15 protein-coding genes and 3 pseudogenes are annotated in these 25229 nt (G+C 31.1%); 7 read left to right on the top strand and 11 right to left on the bottom strand.

The annotated features are described in order from the left end of the window. Positions 1–289 precede the first annotated feature (289 nt). Positions 290–1284, bottom strand: a pseudogene (locus tag GOY07_RS03725) (IS630 family transposase). A 641-nt stretch (positions 1285–1925) separates the two neighbouring features. On the opposite strand from GOY07_RS03725, the pseudogene GOY07_RS03720 reads away from it, so the two are divergent. After that, a pseudogene (locus GOY07_RS03720) lies at positions 1926–2914 on the top strand (IS630 family transposase). Positions 2915–3121: 207 nt separating this feature from the next. Here GOY07_RS03720 and GOY07_RS03715 read toward each other — a convergent pair. The 3 genes from GOY07_RS03715 to hslV form a co-directional block, all read right to left on the bottom strand. Continuing rightward, positions 3122–3343, bottom strand: a complete 222-nt coding sequence (locus GOY07_RS03715; RefSeq protein WP_175838341.1) for a hypothetical protein — start codon at positions 3341–3343, stop codon at positions 3122–3124. 227 nt (positions 3344–3570) lie between these two features. After that, the gene (gene hslU / locus GOY07_RS03710; RefSeq protein ID WP_369800441.1) at positions 3571–5013 is read right to left on the bottom strand and encodes an ATP-dependent protease ATPase subunit HslU; all 1443 of its coding nucleotides are present in this window, start codon (positions 5011–5013) and stop codon (positions 3571–3573) included. Between the two features lie 52 nt (positions 5014–5065). Continuing rightward, complete coding sequence (gene hslV / locus GOY07_RS03705) at positions 5066–5620, bottom strand: ATP-dependent protease subunit HslV (RefSeq protein ID WP_175838339.1); 555 nt, start codon at positions 5618–5620, stop codon at positions 5066–5068. A gap of 107 nt (positions 5621–5727) precedes the next feature. On the opposite strand from hslV, the gene gshA reads away from it, so the two are divergent. After that, complete coding sequence (gene gshA / locus GOY07_RS03700; protein WP_175838337.1) at positions 5728–6888, top strand: glutamate--cysteine ligase; 1161 nt, start codon at positions 5728–5730, stop codon at positions 6886–6888. Positions 6889–6891: 3 nt separating this feature from the next. Here gshA and GOY07_RS03695 read toward each other — a convergent pair whose 3' ends face one another. From GOY07_RS03695 to GOY07_RS03685, 3 genes are all read right to left on the bottom strand, one after another. Then, positions 6892–7752: a hypothetical protein gene (locus tag GOY07_RS03695; protein WP_175838335.1), complete on the bottom strand. Its 861-nt coding sequence runs from the start codon at positions 7750–7752 to the stop codon at positions 6892–6894. 76 nt (positions 7753–7828) lie between these two features. Further along, positions 7829–8851, bottom strand: a complete 1023-nt coding sequence (gene hemH / locus GOY07_RS03690; RefSeq protein ID WP_175838333.1) for a ferrochelatase — start codon at positions 8849–8851, stop codon at positions 7829–7831. Further along, complete coding sequence (locus GOY07_RS03685; protein ID WP_175838332.1) at positions 8852–9604, bottom strand: hypothetical protein; 753 nt, start codon at positions 9602–9604, stop codon at positions 8852–8854. A 110-nt stretch (positions 9605–9714) separates the two neighbouring features. Here GOY07_RS03685 and ndk point away from each other — a divergent pair, with 110 nt between their 5' ends. After that, entirely contained in the window at positions 9715–10134 is a 420-nt protein-coding gene (gene ndk, locus GOY07_RS03680) for a nucleoside-diphosphate kinase (protein WP_175838330.1), read from the top strand. A 30-nt stretch (positions 10135–10164) separates the two neighbouring features. Here ndk and GOY07_RS03675 read toward each other — a convergent pair whose 3' ends face one another. Beyond that, positions 10165–11061 (bottom strand): zinc ABC transporter substrate-binding protein, encoded by an 897-nt coding sequence (locus GOY07_RS03675; RefSeq protein ID WP_175838328.1) that lies wholly within the window; start codon positions 11059–11061, stop codon positions 10165–10167. Between GOY07_RS03675 and GOY07_RS03670 the strand changes: the two genes are divergently transcribed. From GOY07_RS03670 to GOY07_RS03660, 3 genes and pseudogenes are all read left to right on the top strand, one after another. Then, on the top strand, positions 11053–11793 hold the full coding sequence (locus GOY07_RS03670) for a metal ABC transporter ATP-binding protein (RefSeq protein WP_175838327.1): 741 nt from the start codon (positions 11053–11055) through the stop codon (positions 11791–11793). The genes GOY07_RS03675 and GOY07_RS03670 overlap by 9 nt on opposite strands. Further along, a complete protein-coding gene (ubiB, locus tag GOY07_RS03665) occupies positions 11790–13220 on the top strand; it encodes a 2-polyprenylphenol 6-hydroxylase (RefSeq protein WP_175838325.1) in 1431 nt (476 codons plus the stop codon). Before GOY07_RS03670 ends, ubiB begins: the two co-directional genes overlap by 4 nt. Before the next feature lie 179 nt (positions 13221–13399). Further along, a pseudogene (locus tag GOY07_RS03660) lies at positions 13400–14389 on the top strand (transposase). A 333-nt stretch (positions 14390–14722) separates the two neighbouring features. On the opposite strand, the gene GOY07_RS03655 reads toward GOY07_RS03660, so the two are convergent. From GOY07_RS03655 to guaB (GOY07_RS03645), 3 genes are all read right to left on the bottom strand, one after another. Beyond that, positions 14723–15550 (bottom strand): tetratricopeptide repeat protein, encoded by an 828-nt coding sequence (locus GOY07_RS03655; RefSeq protein WP_175838323.1) that lies wholly within the window; start codon positions 15548–15550, stop codon positions 14723–14725. Positions 15551–16986: 1436 nt separating this feature from the next. Beyond that, entirely contained in the window at positions 16987–18477 is a 1491-nt protein-coding gene (gene guaB, locus GOY07_RS03650; RefSeq protein WP_175838321.1) for an IMP dehydrogenase, read from the bottom strand. Positions 18478–20481: 2004 nt separating this feature from the next. After that, positions 20482–21972, bottom strand: a complete 1491-nt coding sequence (guaB, locus tag GOY07_RS03645) for an IMP dehydrogenase (protein WP_175838320.1) — start codon at positions 21970–21972, stop codon at positions 20482–20484. Between the two features lie 2512 nt (positions 21973–24484). On the opposite strand from guaB (GOY07_RS03645), the gene GOY07_RS03640 reads away from it, so the two are divergent. Next, a complete protein-coding gene (locus tag GOY07_RS03640) occupies positions 24485–25075 on the top strand; it encodes a cell cycle transcriptional regulator TrcR (RefSeq protein WP_175838318.1) in 591 nt (196 codons plus the stop codon). Positions 25076–25229 lie beyond the last annotated feature (154 nt).

The following is a 25229-nucleotide window of genomic DNA, read 5'->3' as shown; positions in this document are numbered from 1 at the left end:
AACTTTCAATCCAAGCTTAATAAGTAACAGTAAAGTATTTGATGTACGTCAAGGATAGTGAGGTGTCATCAAATGACAAGCACGCACAATAAATGATAACGAAATATTTAGTGCAAGCTCAATGTTAAGTGGTAGTGGAATATTATTTGGTTAAACAACATCAACTGCTTTAGTAACAAATAACAGCGAAGTGTTTAATATAAGTTAGATATTAAGTGAAAGTGAAATATCATCTAGCTTAAAGCTAGCGGCTTCAAAAAGAGGTGCTAGGAAAGTGCTTATACTAATTTTAGTAGTAGCTAGTCAAATGAGCGAAGTTACAGAATTGTTTAACTGCGGAGTGAGAAAAAAGAAAGGTAATAAATTTGCCAAGGCGCTCTTAAGCGAAGCTTTGTATTATAGATTTTATTATGTAAAATGTTCTGTTTTATATACAATCAAAATTCTTCAACAGGATTGAGCTTAGGTGAGTATGGTGACAGGTATATAGTCTCGATATTTTTAGGTACCTTTAAATTTTTCTACTTATTCTAATTAGCATGATCCTTGACAAGAAAGGTTTATCGTGTTCTTAAATATTATAAGATTTGTTTAAGAAATATATTCATACAATTAGTGTTGACATTCAGTATGAATAAGCTAGAACTCTTCCCATTTCTAGATCAACTGCACTGTAGAGATAAAAATTTTATCTATCTAACTTTACTTTAACCTTACGTTCTAACACCCTTTTCAAATCACCAGTGTTTAACTTTCGAATGTGTACCAATAAATCGTGATTCATTAAAGAAAGACAATTCTTGTCCAGGATATTTGATAATCTCATTAAGTTTTTTAACTATTCCTGTCTACTTTATCCTGTTTATTATGGATTGGTCTTGACGTAAGATATAAAATTTCATTTTATGCATATAATGATGTATAGACTTGCTGACATTTAAGTTAAATTTTTCCTAAATTCTTATTCTCATTTCTTTAATGGTGATATTAGTTTTTTGTATTCATATTTCAACTTGTTTAAATTGACTCTGATTCAATCTAATTATTTTCCGATGTTGAGGAGAAGCAAATAAATTTCTTTTCTTTCAAATTTTAGTACTTTATCTGTGTAGTTAGTACTGTTCGCAAAATGAGACATATTTTTACTACAGCTGTTATAGTGTATTTTTCTGCAATTACAGCATTTAGTTTTTTTGCAACATATACATTATCTCGCGTTTTCTTCAGTATTTCTTGTGCTGATTTCATGACTTTTTCATTTAATAATTTTGATTTCAATACCATTTAAACCTTGCTATTTTACTTATTTCAGCAAAGCCTCTTTTCTGTTATTGTCTATCCGTTCCTTGTGTGGTAAGAATTGGTATTAGCCAAAGAGTACGAAGAAAAAGTTGAAATTCTAACTCTTTCTAAAGAGAAAAATAACTCTGCTGCATTCGAGGGAGAATTTCTGCAGATCAAAGAGCGAATCTGAACAAATTTAAAAAAGGAGTTGGACAAATTATTGGTCTTGATGATCAGATTAAAATTCTACAAAATAGACAAAATGATCTGCAAAAGAAACTTGATAAGCTTGAGCAGTATAGTAAGTTATTCATATTTATAATGTTAAAAAACATAGAATTGAAGAAAGGGAGCTAAAGTCTCAGTTAAGTAGGTAACTAAGCTAGGTACAGAGCTGAGATTAATAAAATATTTAAGAATTTTATATTTTATAAATAGGTCTTGTAATACAAGTAACTCTAGTGATAAATATTTAGAAGAAATAGATAAAATAGTACAAAAGCATTTTTAACAGTATGGGCATTATATATGTGAGATCTTGGTAATTTTTTAGGTTCAAAGGCCTTTTGTATGTAGATCTCTTCAGGGAAAATCTTATGCTAATTCTTGCCAAACTGAAGCAAGTAAATAACGAGGTTTAAATGATATTGAAATCAAAATTATTAAATGAAAAAGTCATGAAATCAGCACAAGAAATGCTGAAGAAAATGCGAGATAATGTATATGTTGCAAAAAAACTAAATGCTGTAATTGCAGAAAAATACACTATAACAGCTGTAGTAAAAATATGTCTCATTTTGCGAACAGTACTAACTACACAGATAAAGTACTAAAATTTGAAAGAAAAGAAATTTATTTGCTTCTCCTCAACATCGGAAAATAATTAGATTGAATCAGAGTCAATTTAAACAAGTTGAAATATGAATACAAAAAACTAATATCACCATTAAAGAAATGAGAATAAGAATTTAGGAAAAATTTAACTTAAATGTCAGCAAGTCTATACATCATTATATGCATAAAATGAAATTTTATATCTTACGTCAAGACCAATCCATAATAAACAGGATAAAGTGGACAGGAATAGTTAAAAAACTTAATGAGATTATCAAATATCCTGGACAAGAGTTGTCTTTCTTTAATGAATCACGATTTATTGGTACACATTCGAAAGTTAAACACTGGTGATTTGAAAAGGGTGTTAGAACGTAAGGTTAAAGTAAAGTTAGATAGATAAAATTTTTATCTCTACAGTGCAGTTGATCTAGAAATGGGAAGAGTTCTAGCTTATTCATACTGAATGTCAACACTAATTGTATGAATATATTTCTTAAACAAATCTTATAATATTTAAGAACACGATAAACCTTTCTTGTCAAGGATCATGCTAGTTAGAATAAGTAGAAAAATTTAAAGGTACCTAAAAATATCGAGACTATATACCTGTCACCATACTCACCTAAGCTCAATCCTGTTGAAGAATTTTGATTGTATATAAAACAGAACATTTTACATAATAAAATCTATAATACAAAGCTTCGCTTAAGAGCGCCTTGGCAAATTTATTACCTTTCTTTTTTCTCACTCCGCAGTTAAACAATTCTGTAACTTCGCTCATTTGACTAGCTAATAATGAGAATTGGTGTTAGATCTTAATATGGTGAAATTCTTCTATTTCTAGTTCTTTTATAGCGTCAATAAGACTTGGTTCCTTATCGTCAAATTTGATTTTAACGTCTATGTTTCCTTTAAATCTTGATAACTTAGTTTGCTATCCTATTATTTTAATATTGCCATTGCTATCAGAGCTCGATGTAATGTTGCACATTCTTTTCCATTATGTACCAATTATAAATTGTAATTCACATTCATATAGAGAAGAATTAGCTAAGTCATAACATCTGACTTTTTTACCGTCATCACTCTCAACAACATAATTACTTATAATTTTTCTGTCATCATTATTTAATATTGCAAAATCAACGATTTTATGATTTTTGTAAAATTTGCTATTTAAAAATTCGCTTATTTTTATAGCTGTGCCTCTATCTTGTAGCATTGCTTTTGCATGAGAACTACTATTAGTATTCCGTAACTTTGATAAATTAATATGTTATTAATAATACTATCTTTTAATTTAATGCCTTCTTTAGAAGGCTTTTTTGCATAAAAAATTTATCACTTTCGTCTAACATACCTTGAATACTTTGTGCTAACATCTTTCTGCTCTATTACATATCTATGTTAAAATAGTATATTAAAGCACTAACGCATCAGTATATTTTATTAAAGTATAAACTTAGATAAATCTAGCTGTTTTGAAATTGATTCAAGTTTATCTTTTACATATTTTCTATCTATAATAAATTTTTCACCATTTTTTTCAGAAGCGATAAAACTTATTTCATCCAAAAGCTTCTCCATGATAGTATGAAGCCTCCTTGCACCTATGTTTTCCACTTCCCTATTAACTGTAGATGCTATTTCAGCTATGGTTTCAATTCCATCATCGGTGAACTCAAGTATCACATTTTCTGTTTTCATTAAAGCTATGTACTGCTTTAACAAACTTGATTCAGGTTCTTTTAATATTTTTATTAAATCCTCCTGAGTAAGTGCTTTAAGTTCCACTCTAATTGGTAGCCTACCTTGCAATTCTGGTAAAAGATCAGATGGCTTAGATAGATGAAATGCACCTGATGCAATAAATAATATATAGTCTGTTTTTACGTGGCCATATTTGGTTGAAACAGTTGTTCCTTCAAGCAAAGGTAATAAATCACGTTGTACTCCTTCTCTATTTACTTCACCTTTTACTTCTGTGCGTGCAGCAATTTTATCTATTTCATCCAAGAATACTATGCCTTCATTGCTGGCAAGATCAATTGCTTCTTTGATTATCTTATCTTCATCCATTAACCTTTCGCTTTCTTCATTAATCAATATTTCACGCGCTTCTTTTACCTTAACGGTAATGGTTTTTGTCTTTTTGCCTCCGTTGAACATTTTATCCATGAGCTCTGTTACATTTACTACGCCAACTTGCCTGCCTGGCATCCCTGGTATATCAAAAGTAGGTAACATGCTCTTGCTCTCTCTAACGTTAATGGAAACTTCTCCATCTTCAAATTCTTTGTTTCTTAACCTTTCTCTGTAAGTTCTTTTACTTTCTTCGGTTGCATTTTCGCCAACCATAGAATTGACTATTATCTTCTCAGCTAAATTTAAAGCTTTCTTAGCAAGAGCTTTGCGAGCTTTTTCCTTAACTAAAACTATTGCTGCATCAACTAAATCACGTGTTATTGAATCAACATCACGTCCAACATATCCTATCTCAGTAAATTTAGTTGCCTCAACTTTTATGAACGGTGCACCTGCAAGCTTTGCTAAGCGGCGGGCTATTTCAGTTTTACCAACACCTGTGTGACCAATCATCAGTATGTTTTTAGGTATAATTTCGTCACGCAAAGGAGAGGGGACTTTGTTGCGACGCCAACGATTTCTGAGTGCAATTGCAACAGCACGCTTTGCATCATCTTGCCCAATTATAAACCTATCTAGCTCTTTAACTATTTTCTGTGGTGGCAGATCATCTAATAAAATTTGTGTGTTATTATTAACTTGAACGCTGCTATTATTCGAATCACAGTTACTTCTGGTATCTTTATGTAGGTCACTTTTTTTATTGTAAGTATCACTGTTACAAGATTGTCCTTCTAAGAGAGTCATAGATTGATTAGAGAAATTAGTGCGTAAAATTTTTCGTTCATCAAAAGACATATTATCCCTCTATCTTTTCAATAACTATATTATGATTTGTGTAAATACATATGTTAGCTGCTATTTTCATAGCTTTTTTTGCAATTTCCTCTATTGATATTCCTTTAATATCAATCAAAGCTTTTGCTGCAGATAGTGCAAAATTTCCCCCAGAACCAATTGCTGCAATTCCATCTTCAGGTTCAAGAACATCACCTGTTCCTGTGATTACTAGTGAAATAGATTTATCTGCAACTATCATCATAGCTTCCAATTTTCTTAAATATTTATCCATTCTCCAATCTTTTGCAAGCTCAACACATGCTCTCATTAATTGTCCTGGATGTTTATCAAGTTTAGATTCTAATCTCTCAAAAAGAGTAAATGCGTCAGCTGTTGCTCCAGCAAAACCTGCAATAACAGAATCACCAGAAAGACGCCTGACTTTTTTTGCCCCGGATTTTATAACGGTATGTCCCAGTGAAACCTGACCATCACCTATTACTATTACGCTTTTTTCTCTTCTAATTGATAGTATGGTAGTTCCATACATTTTATCTCTGTCATGTTGAATCATTTTCATGTCACTTTAAAATAGCAATTTCATTATACCGTAATCGTTAATTAAATATGTTTAGCTATAGCTTATAATATAGTACCTTCCTTATAATATTTAAAGTGCAGATGCAAAATATAATTCACTCAAATTTAGAAAAAAATATAAATAATTGGTTTGAGGCGCAGTTTGATAGCCTTATATTGCCATTTTATAGCTCTATAGATCTTAGAAACTCTGGCTACAAAATTGCCCCAATAGACGCTAATTTGTTTCCCGCAGGGTTCAACAATCTAAGTGAAATGTCAAAAGCAATAGCAGCAAAGCTAATGAAGAGCTACTTTAAAAAGAGACAATATAAAAAAGTTATTATAATACCTGAAAATTACACGCGAAATAAAATGTATATAGAAAACGTGTTTGCTATAGAGTTGATACTACAACAAGCAGGTTTTGAAACGAGAGTTGGTCTCTTTTATAATGAAGCACACAATTTAATAGAGCCATATGAGACGATTGTGAGAGAAGATTCACTGCTCAAGACAACTTCAGGATTTGTGCCAGATGTTATTATATTAAATCGGGATATGACAAGTCATATTCCTGGTACGTTAGAGAATGTAAAACAAGAGATAATACCAAGCCCATTATATGGCTGGCACAGCAGGAGGAAGTTTAAATATTTTGAAATTTATAAAAAATTAGTGTCCGAGTTCTGTGACGAATTTAAAATAGGTTCGTGGCTTATTTCTGTATTTACAGAGAACTGTGATGAAGTTGATTTTAATGATGATTCATCGCTGGAAAAAGTAGCGACTAAAGTTGATCAAGTATTGTCTCTAGTGCAAAGAAAATATGAGGAATATGAGATAAAGACTAAACCTTATGCTTTTATCAAAGCAAGCAATGGAACATATGGAAGGGGCATTATAACAGCAACAAGCGGAGAAGAGATATTAACCCTCAATAAAAAAAGGCGTCATAAAATGAAAAAGGTAAAAGAAGGCATAGAAATTGATAGCGTTATTATACAAGAAGGTGTACCAACTATTGATATATTTGAACATAGTCCTGCAGAGCCAATTATATACTATATAGGAAATACTCCAACTTGCTATTTATATCGGTGCAATAGTAGAAAAGATATATATTCTAGCTTAAATTCTACTGACTGTAGGTTTTATGATGTTGGCCAAGTTATAGAAAATAAAACCCTGTCACTTTGGGGTATAGTTAGCAAATTAGCAGTGCTAGCATTAGCAGTGGAAATGAGGTCTTTTCATATCTAATTCCTACCCCCACATAGTGCAGCCATTGTATAGGTTATGATTATGATTAATAGTACCACTAAGTTTAGTAGAAGGATTATCGTTGATAGGCTGATTAAACAGTTTATTAAGCTGGATTGCTAGAAATACTGTACTATATATTATGCTGACTGTTACGCTCCAATTGAAATTATAGATTATATCGTTACCCAAATTTATCGGTATGGTTGCAATTTCTACCCTTTTTAATATGAAATTTAATAAACCTAATGATAAAGTTAATGTACTAGTAATGAAGTCCTTATTGCATTTAGTAAGCTCAGCTTTATATTTTATAAGTTCATCAATATCCTTTTTACCTTGACATCCTTTGCTTGCGTCTTGGTATTTTTTATATGCTTCTTGATATTGTCTGTATGTATAATAGTAACTTATAGGTTCTGAAATGAATAGAAATAGCATTGTTGATGCAAGTCCCACATGACTAACTGCACCTGCAGCAAATAAATGAATGATTTTCGTCTGTATTAACACTCCTATGATGCTGCTTATCAATGGGGCTAATTCACCTATAAACTCTGCTAGTTCTTTGGGTTTATCTTTATGAACTAATTTACTTTTAGATTTGTATCCAGCTAAATTGAGTCCTAAATGGAGAGTATATAATATGGATGCTGGCAATTTTATTAGCTTTGCAACATCCCTTATAAAGGTGATATTTGATCTATTATTGTTAATAAACTCACAGCAAAATTGTAGCGAAATCTTACACAGCAACATTGTTAAAGCTGTTGTAATATAAATTATCTTCCTGATGCAATGACTATGCAGCCTATGTATTGTTTGTACGGGCATATTTGATTCTCTTATTATCTTGTTCGGCATAAATAGCTGATAAAATAATATTTTTTATCATTCTATCATATGAAATCCTAAAAGAAAAGCGCTATAAGTCAGGACTTTAAGGGTGATTTATACATAAACCAGCTAAACACTTAATAAATAAGGAATTAGTACTAAGGGTTGGTATGCGAAAGTAGTATCCATCCTTGATAATAGTCTTATATTCCATGTCAAGTTCAACGAGCGTTTCTGAATGCTCAGATACAAAAGATATTGGTGATAAAACTACAGGTACACCATCAGCTTTTGCGCGTAATAATTCGCTTTCAGTGCTTGGTTCTAACCATTTTATGGGGCCTATCTTGCTCTGATAGCATATTGACCAGTCAAGGTCTTTAATGTTTAATTTTTTTACTATCAATTTTACTGTTTCTTCTACCTGTAAGGCATAAGGATCGCCTTTTTTAATAATACTGAGAGGTAGGCTATGTGCTGAAAATAAGATTCTTGGTTTGCCAACTTCGCTAGCTAATTTATAGTGTTTAATTGTTAAGTTAGCGTGGGCCTCAATAAAATCTTGGTTATCATAATGGTGGCGGATTATTTTTGTATTGCATTTTATGCCATATTGTTTAGCATTTTTTTGCCAATTTTCGATAGATGACAAAGTTGTAGTAGTTGAATATTGTGGATATAGCGGTAGCAGAATTACTTCATCAGGACCGAACTGCTTTACACTTTTAACAGCTTCATCAGCAAGTGGATGCCAGTAGCGCATGCAGATAAAAACTTTGGTCAGTTTTGATGTCATTCCTGTGCATGATGCTGGAATCCAATTTTCTTTTCTAGACCTAAGTGTTACGCTGCTTGGATGATAAATAACAGATCTATTAAGCTCTCGCTCAAGTGCTTCAGCTTGCATTTTTGTGTTTTCTAAAATTGGCGATTTACCTCCAATTTGTTCATATATTCTTCGTGCAGTATTTTCTCGTTTTGCGGATATAAATTTTGCTAAAAGGAACCGAAAAGGATTTGGCAAATTAATTATTCTCTTATCATAAAAAAGATTAAATAAAAAAGGACGGACTGCATTTGGTGAGTCAGGTCCGCCAAGGTTAAGTAAGACAACTGCCTTTTTCACCTACGCACTACTGCAACAAATTGCCTTTGGTACGCCTATAAAATCAGCTACACACTCATCAAGTATAGATATGGGCACTAAATTTCTTACACTAGCATATAATAAATGACCAGATCTTTGTAAGTTGCTTTTTATAGATGCAAAAGAATTTCTATTGAAAACTAAATCAACACAAAGACTCGGCACTGTTTCAAGAAGTTCAATAGCGGCTAAAGATAGCATTATACAGCTTTGAAGAAGCTTTAAAGGAAAAATTAAAAAAGTAACAAAAAAAGAGGTGCTGCCTGTTTTATTTAACAATTGTTCTTGGTTGGGTGAATTATACTCAATGTGTTTTCTACTCTGATCAAAAATAGGAAATTTTATAGAATCCTTCTTAAATTCTTCATCTATTTCTTTTTTGCTATGGTTAGTGATCTTTTCTAGCAATTTCTCGCGCAGATTAAAAGTTCTTATGACAAAACATGTGGCAATCATCAATGCAGCACATATAGATGTGCATAGCGTGAAGCTTATATTACCTGCTATAGCTAATAATATAAAGCAGGTGAGTGGTGCTATGATTATTATTTCAAAAAATGGAATAGTATTTCTTTTCATTGTAAAAGTAGCATCTTTTTGTAATTTTGTATTGCGACATGAGCTATATTCCAAATAACTTAAAAAGGCCAAACTAAAAGTCAAAAACCCTTTTACCCCGCAAAAAATTGGTGACTTAAGGTTGTTTGCTAATTTTTTACGACAGTAACCCATACAATACTCCATTGATGATTTATTCTTAACTATAAAGAAAAAACTACTTTTATGAAACCGGAATTTACAATAAGATAAATATATGAGTATGTAATTTTATGCAAGGCAGTATGGTAATTGAGAGGACACTTTCTATATTAAAACCTGATACGGTAAAAAATAATATTACAGGTAATATAAATTCCTATATCGAAAAATCCGGATTAAGGATAATAGCACAAAAGATGATATTATTAACAAAAAAACAAGCAGAACTGTTTTATGCGATTCATAAAGATAGACCTTTTTTTGGAGGATTGATAGAATTTATGATTTCTGGTCCTGTAGTAGTTCAAGTTTTAGTTGGTGAAAATGCAGTTAGTAGATACAGACAAATCATGGGAGCTACAGATCCAAAGCAGGCAGATAAGAGTACAATCAGAGGTGACTTTGCTGGTGACATTAATGAAAATAGAGTTCACGGTTCTGATAGTTTAGAAAGTGCTCATAAGGAAATAGCTTTCTTTTTTGCTGAGTGTGAATTAGTATAGCTTCAGATTTACTAACATAGCTAAATTTTACTATGATTTTTGATGATATTCAGTAAAACAGGATTTGAAATTTTGCGTAATCTCGTTGATTATAGTAAGATATGCATCTTTTCCAGGTTCTATATTTGACCCAATAGGGTCAAGGATTACCATTTTTGCATCCTTGGAAAGGATTTTAGGTTTTATACTATCTTCTGGTGAATGAGAAAATATACATTTAATGTTTTCTTTTTCCATAACCTTTTTTAGCTTCATTAAGCTTTTCATGCCTATATAAGAGTCCTCTTCTATAGAGAGAATAACACTTGGGTGATTTAAGCCGAAATATTTTTCAAAATATTGATAAGCATCATGAGTGACTATGTATTTTTGACTTTTAAAATCATTCAGTCCTCTCGTAATTTTTTCTGCTACTTGATTTATTTCTTGTATAGCTTTTAATGCATTGTAGTTATACCTGGAAGCGTTCTCCTTATCTATGTTGGATAGTGTTTCACTTATAGAAAGTATCATACTCTTTGCATTTTCAGGACTTAGCCAAATGTGTAGGTCTTTTGCATTTTGAGTATGGATGATTCTTTTAGAAAATGAGTGTGGTCTGACAGGAAGTAAATTGATTGTTTTTGACAACTGCACAAGTTCTTTTTTGCCCTTAGTAAAAGTTTTAATAAATGTTTCTAAGTTACCACCAATGTAGAATATAACATCGCTTGATTCTAAGTTACTCGCGTCAGATGGCTTTAATATATGATCGTGTGCAGATGTTATGTAAGTAAGCAAGTTAGGTTTTAAAATTCCATCTGTGACAGAGGCTACAAGTGAATGTATAGGCTTTATTGTGGCTACAATTTTTAAATTGGATGAAAGAGCGATATTATAGTATAGTGTAAATAAAAGTAATAGAAAAAAAGCTAGTAAATGTCTCATGAAAGCGTAGAGAAAAATTTAAATTTTGTCAAAAAGTTAAATGATGTCAATAATAGTGTACTAAAAATAGAAAATCTTGCTCTTGCATATGATAATAAAAAGGTTCTCAATGATATTAACATATCAATAGAAAAAGGAGATGTAGTTACTATACTTGGCCCAAATGGTGGCGGTAAAACTTCTTTGATGAAGGTAGTTGCTGGCATAAATAAGAATTATACAGGTAATATTATATTTGCTGCTAATATAAAAATTAGCTATATGCCACAAAATTTTAGCATTAGCCATTTAATGCCAATAACAGTTAAATATTTCCTTTTAAATAGTTTTTCAAAAAAAATAAAGAAAAGTCAATCTTTTATTACGGAAGTGATAGATTTGGTTGGTATTGGTGATATTTTAAAAAATCAGGTATTAGAAATTTCCGCAGGACAGATGCAATTATTACTGCTTGCACACTGTTTAATTGCAGAGCCTGACTTGATTATTCTAGATGAGCCTGTTAGTGCAATGGACATTAACGCGCGTGCTAAGTTTTATGATATTATAGGGAAAATAGCAAAAAACAGATTAATTTCGATCCTTATGACATCTCATGATTTAAGTTCCATTGTACCATGTTCAGATTATATTATTTGTATAAATCGTACTATCTATTGCCAAGGTAAGCCCGATAAAATTATGGAGGGCAAAACTCTAAGTGAGATATTTAGCAATTACATAGCGAAATGATTCAAAATATTCTGCGCCTTTTGTATATAACTGTAGTACTAACTCAGTATAACATATCACCTTATTTACTTTCTCCGTCAAGGAAGTCAATAAATAAAATACAGGGCTATAGACTAAAATGCGCTCTTGAGAAATTAGGTCCGGTGTTTATTAAATTTGGGCAGTCTATCTCATCACGTACTGATATTTTAAATGAGGATATAACGAATAACTTGTTGTTGATATGTGATAGATTACCTTCTTTTTCACACAAAATAGCAATTAAAACTATAGAGAGCGAATTTAATTGTAAGTTGGGTGATGTTTTTTCAAGTTTTTCTGAGAAGCCAATTGCAGCAGCGTCAATTTCTCAGGTTTATAAGGCAATTACAACAGAAGGTAAAGAAGTTGCTGTAAAAGTTTTAAGGCCAAATATTGAAAAAACGTTCTCAAAAGATATCAAAATGCTTTTTTGGCTTGCAGGAATTACAGGAAAATTTAGCAAGCAATCAAGGAGGCTGAAACCAATCAAGTTAGTTGAAACTTTTGCTGAAATTTGCCGATTAGAGCTAGATCTACGTTTTGAAGCTGCTCACTCTTCAGAGCTTAGAGAAAATACAAAAAATGACAGAGGTTTTTATGTTCCTAAAGTAGATTGGAGTAGAACTTCAAAGAGGGTTCTAACACTGGAGTGGATAGAGGCTACACCAATATATGAGGTTGAAAAACTAAATAATCATAAGCAAATAGCTATTAATCTTATAGAGTCGTTTTGCAACCAAGTATACAGAGATTGTTTCTTTCACGCGGATATGCATCCTGGCAATCTAATGATTGATAGTAACAACAATATTATTGCTTTAGATTGTGGGATTATGGGTAGAATAGATCGAGAAACATGTTACTATGTAATAGAAATACTGAAAGGTTTTTTGAATCGAGATTATGATCGAGTTGCAAAAGTGCACTTTAGAGCTGGCTATGTTTCACCGCAGCATAAAAGTTTTATTACGGCGTGCAGAGCAATAGGTGAACCTATTATAGGACAGCCTATACAGAAAATTTCTTTTGCTAATTTACTTGCTCAATTATTAAAAATAACTGATGATTTTGATATGGAAGTTCAAACACAATTATTACTTCTACAAAAAACTATGATTTTGCTAGAGGGAACTTGTAGAAAAATCTACCCCAAAATTAATATGTGGAAGGTGGTTGAAGCATGGACAGAAAATCAACATAAACGTAAAATAAGCTATAAAGAGAAAATAAAAAACTCTTGTTCCTTAAGAACAATTCAAGAGATTTTTAGTCTTGTAGAAAAATTAAACCTAATAGCTAATCAGAAACTAGAGAATATTCAAGTTAAGAATAAATCAAATGGAAAAATTTACTTTTTACTGTGGTCTATAATTATAGGCCTAATCGTTAGGCTTTTGATTTTTTAATGATAGACTTCTTGCATGACTACACGGCTTACATAAAAAGTGTTGGCTATCACACTTGGTGTCATACAAGTGCTTAACACTGGGACTGTGCAGCTAATACTAATTCCCAATGCACAAGGAATGTGTGAACAATAATAGACAGGAAGTCTTACTGGAGTAAGTAAAATTGCGAGGTTCAAATGGCATTGAAATTAAAATTATTGAATGAAAAAGTCGTGAAATCAGCAAAAGAAATGTTAAAGAAAGTGCGAAATGACATATATATTACAAAAAAATTAAATGCTGTAATTGCAACAAAAAAAGTACAATATAACAGAGCCGTAGCAAAAGCGTGTTGTACTTCGAGAACAGTATTGACTACATGAATAAAGCTCTAAAATTTAGAAAAGGAGAAAGGTTATTTACTCTCTGCCCAATCTAGATTGAATCAGAGTCAATTTGAATAAGTTGAAATATAAATACAAGAAAACCTTAATATTGCCATTTAAGAAATAAGAATAATAATCCAGAGAAAAATTTGGCTTGAATGTCAGCAAGACTACAGCACATTGTAATATGTAAAAATGAAGTTTCTGTATACTACGCCAAGACCAATTTACAACGAGCAAGATAAAGGTAGACGGGAAGAGTTTAAAAATTTAACAAAGCTATTGGTAAGTGCCTATGAACAAGAGTTATTTTTCTTTAATGAATTGAGGTTTGGTATATATTCAAAAATTGGACACAGATGATTTAAAAGGGATGTTAGAACACAGGTTAAAAGTGAAATTAGGTAGACAAAATTCTTATCTCTACAGTATAGCTAATTCTGGCAGCGGAGAAAGTTCTAGTTTATTTGCAATGAATGCCAACATTTATTATATGAATATATTTCTTGAACAAATGTTACAATATTTAAGAATACGAGAAGCTTTATTAATATAAAATTAATATTAGCATATTTTATCATAAATTGTGCTGGTTAGCATGATTCAAAGATTTAAAGGTACCTAAAAATATTGAAATTATATATCCACCACATATACTTACCAGAGCTCAGTCCTTTTGAGAGACTTTAGTTGTATATAAAATAAAATGTTTTGTGTAATAAAGTCTATAATAGAATTGCTTTACTTGAGAACTCTTTGTACAAATTTATTATCTCTCTTTCTTACTCAGCAATCAAATAATTCTGCAACGTCACTTATTTGACTTACTACAATGAGAATTAGTATTACAGATGAAAAGAGTTTATCTAATGTACTGAAGAGTACTAGAGTAAGTTTTACAATTTCTTTATTGTTATATTTAGTAGCTTGAATTAATAGGTCGCTTTTGATACTCATTCATTGATTATACCTCGCCTTTTATTCTATATTCTTGGAAATATATTATCTTAGAGTGGTTGATTTTTCCTAAAATTAGGTGGTGTTGTGACTAGTTGAGTACGCAGCTATCTTATACTCAGTAAATTAGTTCAGATAACTGAAATAATATTAGATCACAAGCTTTCATAAAATCGTTTAGTCCATGTTGTGAAGTTTTATAAATTTTAGTCTTGTTTCTACCTTGCCTATGGGGATTATCTTGCTCACATTCTTCAAATTTACAGCCATATTCAGTAATTTTGAGTAAGCTATTGCAGCATTTTTGAAATCTGATAGTTTGTCTAGAATGATAGCTAGATTATAGATATAAAAAATATTATTTTGATCAAAGGAAATTGCAGTTACCATATATTCTTTGGCTTTTATATAATTTTCCTTTTTCATATAGATTAGACCTAAGTTTGCTAACAAAGGAGTAAATTTTTTTTGTATATCATACAATTTTAACATTTCATTTAATGCTAGATTAGGATTATACTGTGAAATTATTGTTAGAAAGTTTTCTAGTATGTAAGAATTATCAGGATTTTCTTTTAAAAGTTTTATCCATATTTCTATAGCTCTTTTATATTCTTTGTTAGCATAATAAATGTTTCCTAGCCAAATTAAAGCATTTTTATGATGAGCAAATTTTGCAATAACTTGATTAAGAAGAGAGATAGCTGTTTTACTATCTCCTGACTTAAAGGAATCCTTTACCTTTTCTAAGATAGAGTGCATGCTAAAGCTTTTGCTTGGGTTTTGTGAAATTTTGATATTAAATTTGTCACTCTTTCTCTCAATAACATCAAGGTCTTTATATTTTTTGTCGGCTTTTATATGCTTAGCGACGCTATCAAAGGCTTTTTGTATCTCCAAATTTTCGTTAGCATGAACAGTAGAAACTCTTAATAAGATTGTGGCGCAAATTAATAATATATAAGCAAGTACAGGTCTAAGTGTTGCAGTATCTAGGTTGCACATTTATATTATTCCAGTGCGTAGCCAATAAATTTTACTCTCCTGAACTATGTGTAACATGGTATGAATTTATAAGTACTAGTCTACTTATCTCATATAATAATAAAAATATTGTTAATGTGGGGTCAAACGTAAATTAGCTGTGCTGACTACTATTTTATAACATGTGTATAGTTAGGATGTTCGTTTTATAATAAAATATGTAATAATTGTATATTCTGGTCGCTTTTTTATTTGCTCCAAATTAGCTATGTAACAAAATTACTCATGAAAGTAATTTTATATTTTTATTAATATAAAGCTAATATTAGTACATTAGCATAAACGCCTATTGTTAAAACTTAATGGGTTTATTTTATGACAAAATATTTCATAAAGGATGAATCTTTAAAAGAACTGTCCTAATTTATAGATGAAACTGCAATTGAAGAAGTTGAAATCACCTTGACTTTACAAAAGCTATTCTAGTTCGTGTAAAACACTTTTCAATGAAGTAGAAGAGTAGTTTCTGACCTGATGTCTTTAATGTTTGCAATCACAAAAACTTATATTAATTCTCTTTGTTTGTAGGTCAAATAAGTGACGTTGCAGAATTGTTTGATTGCGAAATGAGGAAGAGAGATAATAAATTTGTACAAAGAACTCTCAAGTAAAGCAATTCTATTATAGACTTTATTACACAAAACATTTTATTTTATATACAACTAAAGTCTCTCAAAAGGACTGAGTTCTGGTGAATATATAATTTCAATATTTTTAGGTACCTTTAAATTTTTTGACTTATACTAGCTAGTATAATTCCTGATAAGACAGGCTAACATGCTAATATTAATTTTATATTAATAAAGCTTCTCATGTTCTTTAATATTGTGACATTTGTTCAAGAAATATATTCATATAATAAATCTTGGTATTCATTACAAATAAACTAGAACTTTCTTCACTGCTAGAATCTACTGCACTGTAGAGATAAGAATTTTTTTGTCTACCTAATTTTACTTTAACCTGTGTTCTAAGTCCTTTTTAAATCATCTGTGTCCAATTTTGAATGTATACCAAACCTCAATTCATCAAAGAAAAGTAACTCTTATTCATAGACACTTACCAATATAGCCTCATTAAATTTTTTAAACTCTTCCTGTCTACCTTTATCTTGTTCATTATTGTCTATCCGTTCTTTATATAGTAGAAATTGGTCTTATAATGAAGATAGAGCAGAAGATGGTGAAGGTGGGTAATTGATAATGATGCGGGGTAGATGTAGTAGGATGTACAGGCAAGTACAGGTATAATATATATTACATAGATCAACAAACGTGCATTATAACTTGACAAATTAAGGAATAATGCATTTTTAACTACAGCAGGGACTTTTGTATTAGTGCAAAAATTTCTGCTTTATCCTGTTTACTTTTACTGTATTAGCTGGCAATTAACAATTAGATGTCTGAATCACTTGACAAGTTGTTGGATACTTGATAAACATAATTTGGAGATTCCTGTGTGATAGTTATGTCATGAACATGGCTTTCTCTTAATCCTGATGCAGTCATAACTGTAAACTTACAATTTTTCTTCATCTCTTCTATATTTCTATTACCGGTATACCCCATTGCAGCTTGTAACCCACCAATTAATTGATGAATTACTCCTGAAGCTGGACCTTTGAATGGCACTCTTCCTTCCACTCCTTGTGGAACTAATTTGAGTTTTGGATCTTTATCTTGAAAATAACGGCTAGCAGAACCTCGTTTCATTGCACTGATAGACCCCATTCCTCGATAACTTTTATATGCTCTACCTTTATACATGATAATCTCACCTGGACTTTCATTAGTACCAGCAAAAATTGCACCTATCATCACGGAATCAGCACCAGCTGCAATAGCTTTTGCAATATCTCCTGAGTATTTCACTCCACCATCAGCAATTAACCTTACTTTTCTTGTTTTACATGTCTCTGCAACGCTTTGGATTGCAGAAAATTGTGGAACACCCACACCTGTAACTATTCTAGTTGTACAAATTGATCCAGGCCCTACCCCAACCTTTACTGCATCAGCACCAGCGTTAATCAACGCTTCAGCAGCTTCTTTTGTTGTAATATTTCCAGCAACTAGCTGCGTACTTGGATACATTGTTTTTATTTCTTTAATAGTATTAATAACATTTTCGGAATGACCGTGAGCAGTATCTACAATAATCACGTCAATCTCTTCTCTGATCAAAGCTTCACATCTTTCTATACCATCTTTTTTACCAGTGCCAACTGCAGCGGCAACTCTGAGCCGCCCTTTACTATCTTTGCATGAATTGGGGTATCTATTGTATTCTTTAATGTCTTTAGCTGTGATCAGACCTATGCAGCAGAAGTTTTCATCTATGACCAAAAGCTTCTCTATCCTGTTTTCATGCAGGAGTTTCATTGCTGAAGTGCTGTCTATCCCCTGCTCCCGTACTGTAACTAATTTCTCTTTTGTCATTACCTCAGAGACTTTTGTACTCATGTTCTGATTTTCAATAAATCTTATATCTTTGTTAGTTAAAATTCCGACTAACTTGCATTGCTCAACTACAGGAATACAAGAATAATCATGCTCTTTCATCAATGAAATTGCTTCTGCAACTGTTTTGTCCGGGGAAATTGTGATTGGGTTGTATACGATCCAACTTTCGTATTTTTTTACTCTCCTTACTTCTGAAGCTTGCTCATCTATTGATAAGTTTTTATGTATGCAACCTATTCCACCATGTTGTGCAATAGCTATTGCAAAATCTGATTCAGTGACAGTATCCATTGCAGAAGATATCAGAGGGATGTTGAGTTCTATACTATTTGTTAAATAAGTTTTTGTATCTGCGTCACAAGGCAATATATTAGAATAAGCTGGTAAAAGGAGTATATCGTCAAATGAATAACAAGCTTTCATTTTTTTTCATAGGCTTTATTTAAAGCTTATACGTCAATTAAGTAAATTGCAATAGGGCATTGCAAAATTAGCTGAGTGTATGATTACAGGATATAGGACAATAAGAGCAGGCTTTGTGCATAGAGTTATCGGTTATTTAAGAATAATTTCACAGGAATGCAAAAAGCTACTTGACATACTTTATAGCTTTTCAAGCATAGTATTGAAGTTGTTTTATATAACTTTCTAATTTTAGTAGGTTAAAATGATAAGAAGGCCTTATATTTGGTGACTGTTGTTTAATTTTTTGTACTATTTGTATTTTATGTCTTTATAAAATTTCTAAATTTTTACCTAAATATAAGCTGAGGTGTTTAAGACATTCTCAACATTAAGTTTTTAAAATAGAGGATTAGTAATCCACTACTCTGATATTTTTTTACTTAGTAAGTTTTTTAAATATTCATAGCCCCAATTAATTAAATTTAAAAACAGCTAAACTGCAGCATTTAAGACTTAAAAACTCTGCTAATACAGGAAATAAAGAGCTGTGTCCTTAGTTCTTTCATGCGTAGTGATACAAATCCTTATATGTTGTGTATCAATAGGTGGCGTTGCAGAATTGTTTGATTGCAAAGTGAGAAAGAGAGATGATAAATTTGTACAAAGAGCTTTCAAATAAAGTTATTCTATTATAGGCTTTATTATACAAAACATTTTGTTTTATATACAACTAAAGTCTCTCAAGGAGACTGAGCTCTGGTAAATATATGTGGTAGGTATATAATCTTAATATTTTGGGGTACCTTTAAATTTTTTGACTTATGCTAACTAGCACAATTTATGATAAGATGTGCTAACGTGCTAATATTAATTTTATATTAATAAAGCTTTTTGTGTTCTTGAATATTGTAACATTTATTCAAGAAATATATTCATATAATAAATGTTGGCATTCATTGCAAATAAACTAGAACTTTCTACTCTGTAAAGATAAGAATTTTTTGTCTACCTAATTTTACTTTAATCTGTGTTCTAACGTCTTTTTTAAATCACTGTGTCCAACTTTAAATGTATACCAAACCAATTCATCAAAGATGAGTAACTTTTGTTCATAGATACTTATCAATAACTTTATTAAGTTTTTTAAACTCTTCCTATCTACCTTTTATCTTGTTCTTTGTAAATTAATCTTGGCATAGTATACTGGAATTTCATTTTTACATATTACAATGTGCTGTAGTCTTGCTGACATTCAAGCCAAATTTTTTCTGGATTATTATTCTTACTATATCCCTAATATCGTATTTTCTTATAATGGTATTGTCCGTGCTATACTGCTCAGAGTAATTACTATACTGTATTACAGACAAGCGCTCAAGTTTCTTCTTTTTTCTTGAATGGCAATATTAGGATTTTCTTGTATCTATCTTTAACTTGTTCAAATTAACTCTGATTTAATCTAGTTTTTTTTATGACATTAAGCAGAGAGTAAACAATTTTATTTCTCTTCTAAATTTTAGAGCTTTATTTATGTAGTAATGCTGTTCTCGAAGAACAACATGTTTTTGCTATGGCTGTTATATATTATGCTTTTTTGCTACAATTACAGCATTTAATTTTTTGTAACATATACGTCATTTCGCACTTTTTTAACATTTCTTTTGCTGACTACACGACTTTTTATCCAAAAATTTTGATTTCAACGCCATTTTACCCTCGCTACTTTACTTGCTTCAGAAGACTTCTTGTTCATTATTGTCTATCCGTTCTTTATATGGTAGAAATTGGTATTATAAATGAAGATAGAGCAGAAGATGGTGAAGGATAATTGATGATGCGGTAGATGTAGCAAGATGTACAGCAAGCACAGGTCTAATATAAATTACATAGATTAACAAATGTGTATTATAACTTAACAAACTAAAAGCTAATGCATTTTTAACTATAGCAGGGACTTTTATATTAGTGCAAAAACCTCTGCTTTACCTATTTACTTTTACTGTATTAATTGACAATTAATAATTAGACGTCTGAATCAATTGACAAGTTGTTGGACACTTGATAAACATAATTTGGAGATTCCTGTGTGATAGTTATGTCATGAACATGGCTTTCTCTTAATCCTGATGCAGTCATAACTGTAAACTTACAGTTTTCTTTCATCTCTTCTATATTTCTATTACCGGTATACCCCATTGCAGCTTGTAACCCACCAATTAATTGATGAATTACTCCTGAAGCTGGACCTTTGAATGGCACTCTTCCTTCCACTCCTTGTGGAACTAATTTGAGTTTTGGATCTTTATCTTGAAAATAACGGCTAGCAGAACCTCGTTTCATTGCACTGATAGACCCCATTCCTCGATAACTTTTATATGCTCTACCTTTATACATGATAATCTCACCTGGACTTTCATTAGTACCAGCAAAAATTGCACCTATCATTACGGAATCAGCACCAGCTGCAATAGCTTTTGCAATATCTCCTGAGTATTTCACTCCACCATCAGCAATTAACCTTACTTTTCTTGTTTTACATGTTTCTGCAACGCTTTGGATTGCAGAAAATTGTGGAACACCCACACCTGTAACTATTCTAGTTGTACAAATTGATCCAGGCCCTACCCCAACCTTTACTGCATCAGCACCAGCGTTAATCAATGCTTCAGCAGCTTCTTTTGTTGTAATATTTCCAGCAACTAGCTGCGTACTTGGATACATTGTTTTTATTTCTTTAATAGTATTAATAACATTTTCGGAATGACCGTGAGCAGTATCTACAATAATCACGTCAATCTCTTCTCTGATCAAAGCTTCACATCTTTCTATACCATCTTTTTTACCAGTGCCAACTGCAGCGGCAACTCTGAGCCGCCCTTTACTATCTTTGCATGAATTGGGGTATCTATTGTATTCTTTAATGTCTTTAGCTGTGATCAGACCTATGCAGCAGAAGTTTTCATCTATGACCAAAAGCTTCTCTATCCTGTTTTCATGCAGGAGTTTCATTGCTGAAGTGCTGTCTATCCCCTGCTCCCGTACTGTAACTAATTTCTCTTTTGTCATTACCTCAGAGACTTTTGTACTCATGTTCTGATCTTCAATAAATCTTATATCTTTGTTAGTTAAAATTCCGACTAACTTGCATTGCTCAACTACAGGAATACAAGAATAATCATGCTCTTTCATCAATGAAATTGCTTCTGCAACTGTTTTGTCCGGGGAAATTGTGATTGGGTTGTATACGATCCAACTTTCGTATTTTTTTACTCTCCTTACTTCTGAAGCTTGCTCATCTATTGATAAGTTTTTATGTATGCAACCTATTCCACCATGTTGTGCAATAGCTATTGCAAAATCTGATTCAGTGACAGTATCCATTGCAGAAGATATCAGAGGGATGTTGAGTTCTATACTATTTGTTAAATAAGTTTTTGTATCTGCGTCACAAGGCAATATATTAGAATAAGCTGGTAAAAGGAGTATATCGTCAAATGAATAACAAGCTTTCATTTTTTTTCATAGGCTTTATTTAAAGCTTATACGTCAATTAAGTAAATTGCAATAGGGCATTGCAAAATTAGCTGAGTGTATGATTACAGGATATAGGACAATAAGAGCAGGCTTTGTGCATAGAGTTATCGGTTATTTAAGAGTAGTTCACAGAAATGCAAAAAGCTACTTGACATACTTTGTAGCTTTTTAAGCATAGTATTGAAGTTGTTTTATATAACTTTCCAATCTTAGCAGGTTAAAATGGTAAGAAGGCCTTATATTTGGTGTACTGTTGTTTAATTCTTTGTACTATTTATATCTTATGTCTTTATAAACTTTCTAAGTTTTTACCTATATAAGCTGAAACGTTTAAAATATTATATAATTTTAAGTTTTTAAAACAGAGAGTTAATAATTTACTATTTTAGTGTTTTTTTTGCTTAGTAAATTTAAAAATATTTATAGCCCCAATAAGTTACATTAGAAAGCAGCTAGATTACAGCATTTAAGACTTAAAAACCTAGCAATATAGAAAATAAGTAGTGATACGAATCTTCATATTGTTAGTGGTTAAATAAGTAACATTGTAGAGTTATTTGATTGCGGAGCAAGAGGTAAAGAGGTAATAAATTGGTATACAGCCTTCTCAAAGAAAGCAATTGTGTTATAGACTTTATTATGCAGGATGTTCTGTTTTATGTACAACCAAAATCTCTCAATAAAATTGAGTTCTGAGTATAGTGGTAGGTATATAGTCTCAATATTTTTAGGTAATTTTAAATTTTTTGACTTATATTAACTAGCACAATCCATGATAAGTTATGCTAACGTGCTAATACTAATTTCATATTAATTAAGGCTCATCATATTTTTAAATATTGCAACGTTTGTTTAAGAGATACATTCATACAATCAGTGTTAATATATCCAGTACAAATAAGCTAAAGCTCTTTCCATTTCTTAGGATTAACTGCACTGTAGAGATAAAAGTTTTTATCTACTTAATTTTACTGCAATCTGTGTTCTAATGCCATTTTAAAGTCACCAATGTTCAACTTTTGAACGTGTATCAAATCGCGATTTATCAAAGGGAAATAACTCTATAATTCAGGGTACTTATATCAAATTCTTAATGTATTAAGGAGCGGATAGCCAAGAGTGGAAAAGAAGCCTTACTGAAGTAAGTAAAATAGCAAGATTTAAATGGTGTGAAATTAAAATTATTGGTAAAAAAGTTGTGAAATCAGTAAAAGGAATGTTGAAAAAAGTATGAAATAACACATATGTTGCAAAAAAACTGAATGCTGTAATTGTAGCAAAAAGCACTGTATAACAGCCATAGCAAAAATATATTGCATTTCAATGATATGTATTAACTACATAGAAAAGCACCTGGAGTTTAGAAGGGAAGAAAAGTTGTTTACTTCATACTTAACGTTGTAGAAAAACTAGATTAAATCGGAGTTAATTTGAACAAGTTGAGGCATGTGTACAAGAAAATCATAGCATTTTTGTTTAAAAAATAAGGATAAGAACTTGGGACAATTTAGCTTGAATGCTAGCAAGTTTATAATATACCGTGATAAGCAAAAAAATGAAATTTTCATGTGTTATGCCAAGATCAATCTACAATGAGCAAGATAAAGGTAGACAGGAAGAGTTAAAATGAAAATTTAATAAGGCTATTGGTAAGCATCTATGAATAAAAGTTACTCATCTTTGATGAATTGAGATTTGGCGTACATTCAAAAGTTAGATACGGGTGATTTGAAAATGGCGTTAGAGCATAAGTTAAATTAGAATTAGCTAGACAAAAAAACTTTTATCTCTACAGTGCAGTGATCCTAAAAAATGGAAAGAGCTTTAACTTATTTGTACTGGATATATCAACACTGATTGTATGAATGTATCTCTATAAACAAACGTTGCAATATTTAAAAATATGATGAGCCTTAATTAATATGAAGTTAGTATTAGCACGTTAGCATATCTCTTATCATGGATTGTGCTAGTTAATATAAGTCAAAAAATTTGCAAGATATCTGAAAATATTAAGATTACGTACCTGTCATCATATTCACTGAACTCAATTTATTGCAAGATTTTGGTCGTATATAAAACAGAACATCCTGCATAATTAAAAGCAATAATAGAATTGCTTTACTTGAGAAGGCGTATACAAATATATTATCTCTCTCTATCTTGTTCTGCAGTTAAACAATTCTATAATGTTACTTAATTTAATCTATTAACAACGATAATTATTATGAGCTATTATGTATGGTATTACACTATATTAAGTTTAGAATTAGCTATTTCTCAAGTGTAAATATATACTTGATTAAGTATCATGCTTAGGGAGAGAAAATATTTTTTGGGTCTACTTAAGACAGGTCTAGCTGCTTGATTAGTCTAGGAAGTTAAACCAAAAAGGTCATCTAGTGACGAAATTAATGCTTTTTTAATTTTAATAGCTTATATTTTAGCTCTATGTAATGACAATTGATTTTATTTTGGAGATGTTTCTTTGATGTCAACAGAATTTTCTAAAGGTGATAATGATAGAATTAAACAGTTTTACATGCAAATTGCTGCTTGGCTAATAGATAATACTGCTTTAACTTTTAATCAAATAGCGCGGTGTTGTAAATTGGCTATTGAAGAGGTGCAAAGTATAGCTGATGAGGAAATAGACATAGAAAAATTTAATCCTGTGATTTCTGGAATAATAACCGAAAAAGAAATTGATAACTGTAAAGAAGACCCAAATCGTATTCCAGATTTGATTGCAAAAAATGTAAAAAAAAGGAATAAGGTGGGCGGTAATATTTTGGGTTTTGCTTCTACAGTGAGGCGTAGAGATAAACCTGACGCGATTTTTTATTTAATAAAAAAATTTCCTGCCTTAGACAATAATGTTATAGCTAGACTGATCAGTACAACAAGTTATACGGTGGAACAAATAAGAGATGGATCTCATTACAATATGCAGAATATAAAACCTCAAGATCCAGTATTGCTTGGCTTATGTAGCCAAGAAAACTTAGAAGCAGAAGTGGAAAAAGCAAGAGTGAAAGAAGAAAAGCAAGAAAGGTTGAGAAATATAAAGGAAGATTATTAAAATTTTTAAATCATTTACTTGTTTTCATACTATGTTAGTAGTAAATTAACTTGACTTGCCGGTATTTATTGATATTACATTTAGGTAAAGTATATAGCTTAGTAATAATTGAGTTCAGTACTTCCTAAAGATTAGCTCAGCCTAATTTATTATC

Source organism: Wolbachia endosymbiont of Litomosoides sigmodontis (assembly GCF_013365435.1).
In the GTDB taxonomy this organism is placed as follows: domain Bacteria; phylum Pseudomonadota; class Alphaproteobacteria; order Rickettsiales; family Anaplasmataceae; genus Wolbachia.
This window is presented reverse-complemented; position numbering and strand designations above follow the sequence as displayed.

Excerpts from the sequence above, each read along its gene's own strand:
- GOY07_RS03715 (WP_175838341.1), bottom strand. The coding sequence starts at position 3,343 with ATGCTACAAGATAGAGGCACAGCTATAAAAATAAGCGAATTTTTAAAT.
- hslU (WP_369800441.1), bottom strand. The coding sequence starts at position 5,013 with ATGACTCTCTTAGAAGGACAATCTTGTAACAGTGATACTTACAATAAA.
- hslV (WP_175838339.1), bottom strand. The coding sequence starts at position 5,620 with ATGATTCAACATGACAGAGATAAAATGTATGGAACTACCATACTATCA.
- gshA (WP_175838337.1), top strand. The coding sequence starts at position 5,728 with ATGCAAAATATAATTCACTCAAATTTAGAAAAAAATATAAATAATTGG.
- GOY07_RS03695 (WP_175838335.1), bottom strand. The coding sequence starts at position 7,752 with ATGCCGAACAAGATAATAAGAGAATCAAATATGCCCGTACAAACAATA.
- GOY07_RS03685 (WP_175838332.1), bottom strand. The coding sequence starts at position 9,604 with ATGGGTTACTGTCGTAAAAAATTAGCAAACAACCTTAAGTCACCAATT.
- ndk (WP_175838330.1), top strand. The coding sequence starts at position 9,715 with ATGGTAATTGAGAGGACACTTTCTATATTAAAACCTGATACGGTAAAA.
- GOY07_RS03670 (WP_175838327.1), top strand. The coding sequence starts at position 11,053 with ATGTCTCATGAAAGCGTAGAGAAAAATTTAAATTTTGTCAAAAAGTTA.
- GOY07_RS03675 (WP_175838328.1), bottom strand. The coding sequence starts at position 11,061 with ATGAGACATTTACTAGCTTTTTTTCTATTACTTTTATTTACACTATAC.
- ubiB (WP_175838325.1), top strand. The coding sequence starts at position 11,790 with ATGATTCAAAATATTCTGCGCCTTTTGTATATAACTGTAGTACTAACT.
- GOY07_RS03655 (WP_175838323.1), bottom strand. The coding sequence starts at position 15,550 with ATGTGCAACCTAGATACTGCAACACTTAGACCTGTACTTGCTTATATA.
- guaB (WP_175838321.1), bottom strand. The coding sequence starts at position 18,477 with ATGAAAGCTTGTTATTCATTTGACGATATACTCCTTTTACCAGCTTAT.
- guaB (WP_175838320.1), bottom strand. The coding sequence starts at position 21,972 with ATGAAAGCTTGTTATTCATTTGACGATATACTCCTTTTACCAGCTTAT.
- GOY07_RS03640 (WP_175838318.1), top strand. The coding sequence starts at position 24,485 with ATGTCAACAGAATTTTCTAAAGGTGATAATGATAGAATTAAACAGTTT.